At 46.4% G+C, this 12,305-nt stretch carries 7 protein-coding genes; 1 reads left to right on the top strand and 6 read right to left on the bottom strand.

Features of this window, described 5'->3' with window-relative positions; genetic code table 11:
• Positions 1–19: 19 nt before the first annotated feature.
• A complete protein-coding gene (bamI, locus tag HMPREF0663_RS04610) occupies positions 20–1,447 on the bottom strand; it encodes a BamI family beta-barrel-assembly machinery protein (RefSeq protein WP_004369087.1) in 1,428 nt (475 codons plus the stop codon).
• Positions 1,448–2,017: 570 nt separating this feature from the next.
• Positions 2,018–3,631 carry a phosphoenolpyruvate carboxykinase (ATP) gene (pckA, locus tag HMPREF0663_RS04605; protein WP_004369085.1) on the bottom strand — a complete coding sequence of 538 codons (1,614 nt, stop codon included), beginning with the start codon at positions 3,629–3,631 and terminating at the stop codon, positions 2,018–2,020.
• A 316-nt stretch (positions 3,632–3,947) separates the two neighbouring features.
• Here pckA and upp point away from each other — a divergent pair, with 316 nt between their 5' ends.
• Complete coding sequence (gene upp, locus HMPREF0663_RS04600; protein ID WP_023984127.1) at positions 3,948–4,607, top strand: uracil phosphoribosyltransferase; 660 nt, start codon at positions 3,948–3,950, stop codon at positions 4,605–4,607.
• Positions 4,608–4,877: 270 nt separating this feature from the next.
• Here the strand turns inward: upp and HMPREF0663_RS04595 are convergent, their stop codons facing one another.
• The 4 genes from HMPREF0663_RS04595 to HMPREF0663_RS11665 form a co-directional block, all read right to left on the bottom strand.
• Positions 4,878–5,885 carry a 2-oxoacid:ferredoxin oxidoreductase subunit beta gene (locus tag HMPREF0663_RS04595; protein WP_004369081.1) on the bottom strand — a complete coding sequence of 336 codons (1,008 nt, stop codon included), beginning with the start codon at positions 5,883–5,885 and terminating at the stop codon, positions 4,878–4,880.
• Positions 5,886–5,896: 11 nt separating this feature from the next.
• A complete protein-coding gene (locus HMPREF0663_RS04590) occupies positions 5,897–7,795 on the bottom strand; it encodes a 2-oxoacid:acceptor oxidoreductase subunit alpha (RefSeq protein ID WP_004369079.1) in 1,899 nt (632 codons plus the stop codon).
• Positions 7,796–8,019: 224 nt separating this feature from the next.
• On the bottom strand, positions 8,020–11,973 hold the full coding sequence (locus HMPREF0663_RS04585) for a glycoside hydrolase family 76 protein (protein ID WP_004369077.1): 3,954 nt from the start codon (positions 11,971–11,973) through the stop codon (positions 8,020–8,022).
• Between the two features lie 135 nt (positions 11,974–12,108).
• Positions 12,109–12,294: a hypothetical protein gene (locus tag HMPREF0663_RS11665; RefSeq protein ID WP_016665419.1), complete on the bottom strand. Its 186-nt coding sequence runs from the start codon at positions 12,292–12,294 to the stop codon at positions 12,109–12,111.
• Positions 12,295–12,305 lie beyond the last annotated feature (11 nt).

Below are 12,305 nucleotides of genomic sequence, written 5' to 3'. Positions count from 1 at the left end.
CGTTTATATATCATTTCATTTATTTGTAGAATGACGTTTGAGTAGTAGCCCATCCCAATTTATTCGTTCGTCCTTTCCATACCTGACCGGATAACCCGCAGATAATCCAAACGAAATTCTTGCTGTCTTTTACCATCGTGAACGACTCTTCGCTTGAAGAGAAATCAGACGGAACGGTGATATTTTCGTTCTTTTTCCATGTGATACCACCATCCAAACTTTCATAAAATTGCGAGAACGGCGTTGCAACGTAACTTCCTATGCCTGTTCCACCGAAAGCAAGCAGAACGTTGCCGTAGCCGATAACCTGAATACCTCGTAGATGTGGCGCCACAAAACGGTTGTCTGACGATACTTCATAATAGCTCCACGACTGGTTTTCGGAGTTCTGTGCGTTTTCTTCTACCTTTCCCCAGACCATGGCATGACTGTCTTGCGCAAATTCAGTGGCATCCCGATTGCCCACAATAGTCAGTTTATAGGTGGAATCATTGGTTGCCAGCGGCGTACTAATAAAGCTGATCGACTCTGTGGGCAGCATTTTGGTGTCTGTATCCATAGATTCGTTGTTCCAAGTTTTGCCGTTATCGGCAGACATCGCAATCTTGTTATTGGTCGTTACGGCATATAATTTGGTGCTGCTTGCACCGACCATTCGTTTCAGACTGGCAACCGTGCTTACCTGCTGCCACGTAGCGCCGTCGGTAGAAACCAATACTGTACCGTTGTTCAGTGCATAAAATTTATTCTCTTTTACCACGATGTTACGACAAGCGTCTGCACTCAGCGTTACATTAAGTGCCATCTTCGTCCATTGGGTGCCATCTGTATCGGCAGTAGAGTATGCTTCTGAGCCGCTTGCACCTATGCCATATACGTAGATGTTTCCGTTGTTGGCTACAGCATGCATTGCAGACAAGGCTGCCAATTGTGTATTGGCGGGGAGACCTTTCACCCAATTGAATACATCGGGCTCCTGCTGGTGTACATTCACACGGACGGTATATATCCGCGAGGCAGTGTTGGAAAGATTGTACACATATACTTTGCGCGGTTGCGTAAAGTCTATCGAATCGGTGTTCGAATGATATTTCATCGAATCGCTCGTTATGGATTTCAGTGCGATGACTCCCGAATTTTTACTTGTAATCGTACAGATTACGTGTTTTGCATCCGTACCGTAAGGCAGAGAGTCGGGATTGTAAATCTCGTTCTTCATCTGGTCTATATAGAACGGAAATTTGCTTCCGGTGAGAGTTTTCTTATATACACTGTCCTTACCCGAAGCTGTTTTAGTATGTAAATACTGGTTCAGCGTACCCGGCGTGAAACCTGTAATCGCCGTATCATTATAATAAACCACCCCATTATCGTTATCATTGAGGCAAGAGTCGAATAAAAATATGGCTGAAAACAGCACGATAAAAGGCAATAGCTTCCTTTTCATTACACTCCAATTATTATTTTAGCTGCAAATTTAATTAGAATTCTGCAAATAGCAGTCTAATTTCTAACTTTATTAGGTAATTTATCGAATACAAACGTAATTTTTAAGTTTGTTTAGTGTTTATCTTTTATACGCCAAACACGTGCCCCTCGCTCTATTAACGAAAAAAGAGGAAAGCATGAATCACTCATACTTTCCTCTCTAAAGAATAATGTTAACGTGTGCGGTGTATGCTAAAGTCGACAACGGTTTAAAATGCCACTATCGTACATATCCCCACACAACGATTGTTTCAAAATCTAATAACATAATCTTTACCTTAAAAAATCTATCAAACTACTAACCTAATGAAAACTTATTGTATGAATTATATTCTCGCGAATACAAGTGCAAAATTAATGTTTTTGCCATTAAGTACAAATCATCTGCATGTCATTTTTATCATTTTCCCTTTTCTTTGATATAAGTCAATAAGAATGCGTTAACCGCCTGTATGCGGACAAAATGAAATAGGCTCACCTTATTGAGAAGGTGAGCCTATGCCTATGATTTGATAAATAGTATCAAAGATTATAGCTGAGGACCTGCAGCTACGAGGGTCTTACCGGCCTCGTTGCCTTCATATTTCTGGAAGTTCTTAATGAAACGTGCGGCGAGGTCTTTGGCTTTCTCCTCCCACTGCGATGCGTTTGCATAGGTATCGCGAGGATCGAGAATGTCGGTAGCAACGCCTTCTAACTTCGTAGGAACGACGAAATTGAAGTAAGGTATCGTCTTTGTTGGTGCCGAATCGATAGAATGATTCAATATTGCATCGATAATGCCGCGTGTATCTTTGATAGAAATACGCTTGCCAGTTCCGTTCCATCCGGTATTAACGAGATATGCTTTAGCACCGCTCTTTTGCATCTTCTTTACCAACTCTTCTGCATATTTTGTAGGATGCAACTCAAGGAAAGCCTGACCGAAGCAAGCCGAGAATGTAGGAGTAGGCTCGGTGATGCCGCGCTCTGTACCTGCCAACTTAGCTGTAAAGCCGGAGAGGAAATAATACTTGGTTTGCTCGGCATTCAGTATAGATACCGGAGGAAGTACTCCGAATGCATCTGCAGATAGGAAGATAACTTGCTTGGCAGCCGGTCCTTCGGAAGCAGGGCGCTGAATATTCTTGATATGATAGATAGGATAAGACACACGAGTGTTCTCTGTAACGCTCTTATCAGCGAAATCTATCTTGCCATTAGCATCTACTGTTACATTTTCCAACAGTGCATCACGTGTAATAGCGCCATAAATATCGGGCTCAGCTTCCTTGTCGAGGTTGATTACCTTTGCATAGCAACCGCCTTCGAAGTTGAATACACCCTTATCATCCCATCCGTGTTCATCATCTCCGATAAGTTTGCGTTTCGGATCGGTAGACAGTGTAGTCTTACCAGTTCCTGAGAGTCCGAAGAATATAGCTGTATTCTCTCCGTTCATATCGGTATTGGCAGAGCAGTGCATAGAGGCAATTCCTTTCAACGGAAGGAAGTAGTTCATCATCGAGAACATACCTTTTTTCATCTCGCCTCCATACCATGTGTTAATAATCACTTGCTCCTTGCTGGTTACATTGAATACGACAGCAGTCTCAGAGTTCAGGCCAAGCTCCTTATAGTTCTCGACCTTAGCCTTGGATGCATTATAAACAATGAAGTCAGGTTCCTGTTCGAAGTCGGCTTCACTTTGGGGACGAATGAACATATTCGTAACAAAATGAGCTTGCCAAGCAACTTCAACGATGAAACGAACCTTCATACGTGTATCTTTGTGCGTACCGCAGAAGCCGTCAACAACAAACAGACGCTTGTTAGAAAGCTCTTTTTTCGCGATTTCCTTTACCGCATTCCACGCTTCTTTGCTTGCACGATGGTTGTCATTTTTATATTCTTCGGAAGTCCACCATACTGTATCGTGAGAATTCTCGTCATCAACGATGAACTTATCTTTAGGAGAACGACCGGTATAAATACCTGTCATTACGTTTACAGCACCGAGTTCTGTTTCGCGACCTACTTCAAAACCTTTAAGACCTTCCTTGGTCTCTTCGTTGAAGAGTACCTCATAAGAAGGATTGTATAGAACTTCAGTAGTACCTGTTATTCCATACTTTTCTAATACAGACTTGTCAAACTTTGCCATTTTTCTAAATGTATTTAAGTTGTAAATGAATTCTTTCAATTATCCTTTTAGTGGCGACAAAGTTAACAAAAATGTCGCGTTTTGCAAAGAATAGGTTTATAAATATCCATTTTGCTTATTCTTTTTAGGTTAAAGAATTTAAAATCTTGCAATAGCTTTCTATATTTGCAATTTAGACTTGGCAAAAATAGACGGATTTTTCATAATTTTGCACGCTGAAAGTTGGATGTGTGTACCAGACACCGGGCTGAGACACCTTCAAAAGACTTCGGATAAAGAACAACTACTTGATGCCCGGAACCCTAAAGTTAACACAATGGAAATTATCAATTTCAGCGAAGTAAACTCGATTATCAACCAGTATCTTGCAGAAATGCGCGATGTTGAATACCAGAAGAACCGCCTTCTATTCCGCAATAACATCCAGCGTATCGGTGAATATGAGGCATTCGAAATCTCCAAGACACTCGATTACGAGTCTAAGGAGATAGCCACACCGCTCGGTATCTCCAAGGTTAATGTTCCTACAGATAAGATCGTGCTTGCCACGATATTCCGTGCAGGGCTACCGTTCCATAACGGTTTCCTGAATATATTCGACCATGCGGGCAATGCTTTCGTAAGTGCGTATCGCGAATATACCGATGCCGAGCATCATAACGTAGGCATCCATGTGGAATATCTCGCCACTCCGAGCATCGATCAGAAGACTCTGATCATTGCAGATCCGATGCTTGCTACCGGTGGAAGTATGGAACTCGGTTACAAGGCGTTTCTTACGAAAGGAACACCCAAGCGTATTCACGTGGCTTGTGTTATTGCAACGCCCGAAGGTATAGACCATATATGCAAGACATTCCCTGAAGATAAGACCACTATATGGTGCGCTGCAATCGATCCGGGTATGAATGAACATAAATATATCGTACCGGGTTTCGGCGATGCCGGCGACCTTTGTTACGGCGACAAGCTTTAACCACTTCAACTAACCCTTGTTCCTAAGGTAATCAGAGAGTATATGTAAGGGCATTATCCTTATTCCCTAATCGCCTTAGATGCTCTACCTATTCCCATTATCGGTTGGCAGTATCTGCCGAACCGACGGCAACTGAGATTTGTTTTTTATATATGTATATTCAGTATATGAATTCAACCGAACAGCTATTAAATACTGAAATCTTATACGCATACGCCCCGAAACTATTGCAGTTTCGGGGCGTATGTTCGTTTCTACCTCTTTTTATCGTTATTCCACCTCCCAAATTTCGTTGGTTTCGAGCAGTTCTTCGAAGGTATGATACTTCTTCTTTGCCTTTACTTCCTCTATCTGAGCATTTATGCACTCATCGTATACGGGAGCTTCAACGTCTCTTATCACGCCCAAGGCAACGGGGAAACCGTGCTCATTGTCCATCATGGCGAGCTTCAGTTGCAGCGTATCGTCTTCACAATGGGCATCGTGAACGAGGATATCATCAATGGTTATGCCGTTTTCACCGAGTTTTACCACCTTCAGACCGAAGCCTTGTTGCATCAGTCCGTACTCATTATTCTCGCCGAATACAAGCGGTTTGCCGTGTTCTACGTAGATGGCATTCATCTTTCTGCCGTCTTTGGAGTACACAGGAGTATAGGCTCCATCGTTAAAAATCACGCAATGTTGCAGTATTTCGCATACGGCAGAGCCTTTATGGTAGTATGCCGCTTTCAACACATCGACGGTTCGCGGTCCGTCGGTAGCCACTGCACGGGCGAAAAACCTACCGCGTGCACCGAAACAAAGCTCCGCCGGACGGAACGGATCCTCCACTGTACCGAACGGAGACGACTTGGACACGAAGCCTCGAGGCGACGTCGGACTGTATTGTCCCTTTGTTAAACCGTAGATACGATTGTTGAGTAGGATCATATTCAAGTCTACATTGCGGCGCATGGCATGTATGAAATGGTTGCCGCCAATGGCAAGTCCGTCGCCATCACCGCTTATTTGCCATATCGTGAGCTTGGGGTTAACCACCTTGGCTCCTGTGGCTACTGCCGCTGCACGCCCGTGAATGGTCTGCATGGCATACGTATTGACGTAATAAGGCAGCCGACTCGAGCATCCTATACCCGATATTACGGCCGTCTCGTAGGGCGGTACGCCTATTTCGGCCATTGCCTTATGCAGAGACGACAGAAAGAAATGATCGCCGCATCCCGGGCACCAACGGGGCTGACCTTTTTTATAATCCTGTGCTGTATATTGTGTCATAGCGATTAGTTTTAAAGTTTTATAATCCGTTCATTAAAGGTCTTGCCTTTATCCATGCCGTTTGTTTCGAGCACATGTTCAAAGCCTTTCACAAGTTCACTTACCACGAAAGGCTGTCCCTTTACCTGATCGTACTGGTAAGGTGTAAAGCCATTGATGCGTATACGGAGAAATGCAGCCAGTTGACCGAGGTTCTGTTCGGCTACCACCACCTTTTTATACCTTAATAATACCTCTGCCGTATTTGCCGGAAGGGGATTGATGTACTCGAATTGTGCCAAGGCTATCTTTTTGCCTTTCCTTCTCATTTCCTGCATGGCCGAATATAAATGGCCATAGGTGCTGCCGAAACCCACGATAAGTAGTTCGGCATCGTCGGCATCACCCTCTACCTGTAGGTCGGGAACGGGTATTTTAGCCACCTTCTCAAAGCGCAGCCTATCCATCAGATCGTGGTTTTCGGGCTCCGTAGAGATAGCTCCGGTCTCGCCATCTTTCTCTAATCCGCCCAATATATGTTCGTATCCTTCCTGTCCGGGGATAGCCCAATAACGCACATGCGTATACTCATCGCGCTTATAAGGCGTATACTTGTACTTCTGTTCGGCGTTTACGTAATGAGGATGTATTTCGGGCAAGTCGGCCATTTTCGGCAACTTCCATGCCGAAGAGCCGTTGGCAATAAAGGCATCTGTTAGGAGTATCACCGGTGTAAGGTGTTCCAGCGCAATTTTAGCGGCCATGTAGGCGGCTTCAAAGCAGTTGGTAGGGCTCGTAGCAGCTATAACCGGCATCGGACTTTCGCCGTTTCGACCGTATAGAGCCTGCAACAAATCGGTTTGTTCGCTCTTTGTAGGCAGACCGGTAGACGGTCCTCCGCGCTGTACATCGATAATTACGAGCGGTAGTTCGTCTATCACGGCCAGATTGATGGCCTCTGATTTAAGACAAATACCCGGCCCTGACGTAGATGTAGCGGCAAGAGCGCCCGCGAAAGAAGCCCCTACAGCGCTGGCACACCCTGATATTTCGTCCTCGCATTGTACTGTAATCACCCCGCACGACTTATGCTTAGACAACTCGTGCAGTATATCCGTTGCCGGCGTAATAGGGTAGGAGCCGAGGAACAGCTTCAGCCCGGCTTTCTCGGCAGCGGCAATCAGCCCGTATGCCGTGGCCTTGTTACCCGTGATGTCCATATATCTGCCGGGCTGTTTTACCTTGGATTCTATGCGATAAGTGGCCGGAACAGAGGAATGCGTGTTATGTCCGTAATCGTAACCTGCATTCACTACCTTGATATTATTCTCGGCCAAGGCGGGCTTTTTGGCAAACTTATCGCGGAGAAAGTGTTCTACCAGCGACAGATCACGGTTGAACAACCAGCACACCAAGCCCAATGCAAACATGTTACGGCACTTGAGTATCGCCTTATTATCCATGCCGCAGTCGGACAAGCAGTCCTTTACCATCTTGGTAATCGGGCAGGCTACCACCCGATCAGAGTCTATTCCGAGCTCTCCCAAATAGTCGTCGCCGGTAAACTTCGCCTTTTTTAAATCGTTCGGACCGAAGCTGTCGGTGTCGATGATGATGGTTGCTTGAGGCTTACAGTATCTGTATTGCGTCATCAGAGCGGCCGCATTCATGGCCACGAGCACGTCGCATCTGTCGCCCGGAGTATATATGCGTCCCTCTCCAATGTGTACTTGAAAGCCCGAAACCCCCGTCAATGAACCTTGCGGGGCGCGTATGTCGGCCGGATAATCGGGGAATGTAGAAATGCCATTCCCCACTGTTGCCGATATTGTTGAGAATATGTTTCCCGCGAGTTGCATGCCGTCGCCGGAATCACCCGAGAAACGTACGACCACATGTGCTAATTCTTTTACATCCAGTTCTTCTGCCATAAAGTATTTAGATTAGATTAGTATTCGCCATGCAAAGGTGGAAAATATATTTGAGAATGCAAAATAAAATAAGGTATATTTTTCACCTGTTTTTTCAAAAAATATACCCTGTTACAAACAAATGGTCTGTCTGTCGCTAACAGGTGCCATGTTTATGTACGATAAACGGCCTGTCTGTCTCTGCCTCTGCCCATTTGTGGTAACAGCATGAATAGAATATACCGTTATTTTACGATCTTCACGGTCTTTATTTTTCCGCCCATCATCAGTTTTACGAGATATATCCCATGGGCATAGCCGCCGAAAGAAATCTTATGACGGCCTGCATTTACATGCGTTCGATATACCATCTGTCCCTTTAAAGTATAAATTTCTACTGCCGCAGAGGTAGGAGTACGAACACTAAGGTTGCCGGTTATCGAGTTCGTATATACGCCGCTCTCGGTATTTATCCACGCCCTATCGGCGATACCCGTAGCGGGCGTATCCGAAAAGAACAGCTGCCAGTCGGCCAACTGGCAGTCGGGACTACCGTTATTCGCCGTAAGTTGCAGGCGATAAAACTTATATTCGGCCGTGTTGTCGAAACCGTAAAACTGGGTAATCTTGCGGTTGTAGAACGATTGGTTGTTGCGCCTGTCAAGTATAACCCACTCGTTTCCGTCGTTCGAAGCCTCGAGCTGCCATGCTTTCGGATCGCGTGTATCATCGTCGTTTGCCGATGTTATGCTGTACAAATCGACTTTTATCTTCGACGGAGCCTCATACATCGTCCACGAAGAGCCGTAGAAAGGGAAACAATACTTCGTTTCAGCCGACTTATCGAATATCATCGTGTAGCCTTCACTGGCTTTTACGCCGGGTACTTCTGCCGACTTAACGCCGTTGTTTGCCGTTAAATCGTTGTTTGAAAGGCACAGTCCGTGCAATTGTATCTCGCCGATAACGGTCTCGTTTGCCGAGGCATTCGAGAGATTATCTATATTGAAACGGAAATATCTGTATTTGCCAGTGCCTGTAACCGGATAAGTACGGCAGACGGACTTGCCGCTGAACGACACTATAGGGCGCTCGTCGAGGCTCTTCCATGTGGTTCCGTCGTTCGAAGCCTGTAAAGACCACGTGCGCGGACTCTTCGTGTTTTCGTAACCGCTGCACAATGTATAAGCCGAAAGGCAGACGGGTATCGGCGATTCGTATTGTATCCACGCCCCATGATCGAAAGGTATAACCGCAACAGATTGCGGATTGTTGTCGATAAGCGCCGTTAGTTCGTTGTGTTCAGCACCGCCCGAAGCCGACAGTTTACCGCCGTTTTTGGTTATATCATTATATAGTACGGCTGATGCAGCAAGGTTGCCGAACAGCTGAAACTCGGCTATATCGGCATTAGGATGCCCGTCTGTTGCAGTTATCTGTAGCTTGTAATACTGATAGGCAGCAGGTGTATCCACATTATAATATCGGGTTATTCCGTTCTCGGGGAATACCTGTTCCGTTTGTCTGTCGAGTATTGTCCAAACAGTGCGGTTTTGCGAGCCATACAGCGCCCACTCCGAAGGGGCATGCGTGCCTGCTGTAGTTGCGGAAGTCATACTATAACGCACGGGTACATACATGCCTTTCGCCTTGTACACAATGGCTCCTGCCGCGCCGACGGCAACGCCTGCGACTGTAGAAGCGTCCTTGTCGGTCAGCAAGGCATCGCCCGAAGTAAGCGTACCCCCATCGGCCGTAATGTCGTCGGCAAAGATGCAAGTGCCCAATAATTGCCATTCGCTCGCGCTGAGCGCCGCACCTCCGTTATTTGCCCGCACGTTCAGCCGGAAATAGGTGTATGCCCTGTCGGTGTTCACCGTATAATATTTCAGCATACACCGTGCCGGAAAAGTAGCGTCTTCTTGCACATCGAGTTCTGTCCATGTATCGCCATCCGCCGATGCAAGCAGCGTCCACGCCTTCAAGTCCTCCGAATTATCGCCCGAAGCGCTGCCTATAGCGTAGCCTTTCAGTACTACCGGTGCCGGTGAACGGTACATGAACCACGCTTTCTTAGTACTCACGGTTACGGCAGTTGTGGCATGATTATCCGTAAGAGCCTGCATCTTCGTGTTGCCGACCGCCGATGTAAGCCTGCCGCCATTATCGGTTATATCGCTCATGATGGGCGTATTTGCCGAACCGAAGCAGAAATAATCGAGATGGAAGCAGTCTGTAACGCCGCTGTTCGAGGCATCTACGTATTTCAGATACACGTTGTGCATGCCTTCTGTGGGCGTAATATCGGCTTTAACAGTCTTCCAACCGGCGGTATTGGGTACCGATACCGTTCCTATGCAGGCACCATTAATGCTGTCGAGATGTATTTCGATGGCGCAAACGAGAGCCGACGAGCTTGGTTCCGATACTCTGAAAGCAGCCGAGGTGGCAGTTCTATTTCCAAAGTTCACATTATTATATACGGTGAAACGGCCGTTAGAAATGCCCGATACCTCACTACTATTATCGCCGGCCGTACCTGCCACCACGCTTATGCCGCGCAGGTAATCGAATTCTTCAGCCTTTATCTTGGCGTAGGCATTCTTTACAATCCTGTCGGCACTAAGAGGTGTGTTGAACGCAACCGATACGGCGGTGGAACAACCGAAAGGTTCACCGGCGAAACTCTTATCGCCGAACTTATAATCTTCGGCCGATTTCGTGAGCCATGCCGAACAAATAACGCCATCGGAGTTCATATTACAGTAGGCTTGCATGGCATTCTTCTGCATCCATTCCACATATTCGGGCTTGTTCATGTCTACGATGAACCTGCGTACATAGCGCATCAGTATGCCCTTGAAACCGCATAGATCGCCGTCGACCACCTGACATACATTGATAATACCGTCGCTGTTGCAGAGTTTCTTTACCGTGTAATCCATTATCTTCTCTGCATCTTGCCGGTACATATCGTCGCCGTAATGGTTATAGAGCAGCACTGCAGCGCCGAGCATTGTACCCTGATTGTAGGTCGAAGCCCACCTGTTGTTGTTGGAAGAAGGCAAATTAGCGGTCTCATCCCATACGAACGAGTCGTACACCTGTCCCGTCTGTGCGTTGAAAAGGTAGCGCCTCTGCCGATTATAAAGGGCACGCGCCTTCTCAAAATAGCTATCATCACCCGTGGCAGAAGCTATATAACATGCCGCTACCTCGGCAGGTCCGTTGATACAGGAGTTGGTTCCGTTCCTGTTACCTGTCTTTTCCGCCCATCTTAGCATGCCCCACTGATTGAGCGAACGGGTATAGATAAGGTCGAAGTTTCGCTTTGCATAGTCGCGATATGTTGTGTTTCCCGTAAGCATGTAGGCTCTTATCGAGGCGAGAACCATCCACATAACATCGTCGTTAAAGTCGTGTCCGTACCATTTATAGGCCAATGAGAACACCAACTTGTTCCAAGTATCGCCCACATTCTTATGAAAATAACCGAACACTTTATTAAATATATCGATATATTCGGCATTGCCGGTGGTCTCGTATGCATCGAGCAACGTTTCCATCATCTCTGCATCGCCCCATGCTCCGCCCGTTCCAAGCGAGAGATAGGTACCGCGCATGCGCTTGAACTTATTGAGCCATCCGTTCATGATACGGGTGCGCACGGCGCTATCGAGCCCTTTCACCGGCGTTACCTCTTCAAGGTACCACTGCCCGTGGTTCGCATCGTCGCCCGTCTTCATTGCCGACAGGACGAGCGGGGAGCCATCGGAAGTATTCGATATGGCAAGACAAAAGGTACCGGTTGTACCGCTTTGCGCCAATGTATATAGGTTATTATCGCTTTGAACAGCCATAACATTCCACTTAGCTGCCGATACGGCGGCGCTTATCGCCTGATATATCTCCGCCGAAGCAGCCAAATTCCCGTTCCTACTAAGATACTTACCTGTGTAAGCATTGCGGAACGAGAACGATGCGTCGGCATTTTGCACGGCTTCCCACTGCTGCGAAGGCACGTCGGTATACGTCCATAACACTGCTTTGGCATGGTTCTCGAGCGAAGAGTTGGTTATGAAAACCGACTTGTTTTTATCGGTTGCCGACACTATTTTGTAAATGTGGCCCGAACGGATGCCGGCCCGCACCGTGCCATACAGTGCGAATAGCAGAAATATAACGATTGTTTTTTTCATGATAGGGTATTAGTTAACCATCTGATTCTTTATTTGGCAGGAGCTCGGTACCTGCCTGTTACAAAGATAGGGAAAACTTTTGTAAGAAACAAGCGAACAGACAATAATTACAATTTGCATGTACTCGGCGTATTCTCAATTGCTTCTGTAGTAAATCAAACTCGCTTTTGTAGTAAATTCAGATTGTTTGAACGGCAAACGAACGAATGAAGAATGATAGTAACAACAGGCTTTCGGGTACGATAGGCATACCGCCTGCTGTTCATACAGATAAAGTGTAAGCACGATAAATGCCACACCTACGTTTGTTAGATGTGGCATTTCGTTCTGTC

It is taken from the genome of Hoylesella oralis ATCC 33269 (genome assembly GCF_000185145.2).
GTDB lineage: Bacteria > Bacteroidota > Bacteroidia > Bacteroidales > Bacteroidaceae > Prevotella > Prevotella phocaeensis.
Note: the sequence above shows the minus strand (reverse complement) of the source record. Positions and strands in the feature narration are given on the sequence as shown.

Bases quoted from the DNA above. Each gene is read 5' to 3' on its own strand.
- bamI (WP_004369087.1), bottom strand. From the start codon at position 1,447: ATGAAAAGGAAGCTATTGCCTTTTATCGTGCTGTTTTCAGCCATATTT.
- pckA (WP_004369085.1), bottom strand. From the start codon at position 3,631: ATGGCAAAGTTTGACAAGTCTGTATTAGAAAAGTATGGAATAACAGGT.
- upp (WP_023984127.1), top strand. From the start codon at position 3,948: ATGGAAATTATCAATTTCAGCGAAGTAAACTCGATTATCAACCAGTAT.
- HMPREF0663_RS04595 (WP_004369081.1), bottom strand. From the start codon at position 5,885: ATGACACAATATACAGCACAGGATTATAAAAAAGGTCAGCCCCGTTGG.
- HMPREF0663_RS04590 (WP_004369079.1), bottom strand. From the start codon at position 7,795: ATGGCAGAAGAACTGGATGTAAAAGAATTAGCACATGTGGTCGTACGT.
- HMPREF0663_RS04585 (WP_004369077.1), bottom strand. From the start codon at position 11,973: ATGAAAAAAACAATCGTTATATTTCTGCTATTCGCACTGTATGGCACG.
- HMPREF0663_RS11665 (WP_016665419.1), bottom strand. From the start codon at position 12,294: ATGCCACATCTAACAAACGTAGGTGTGGCATTTATCGTGCTTACACTT.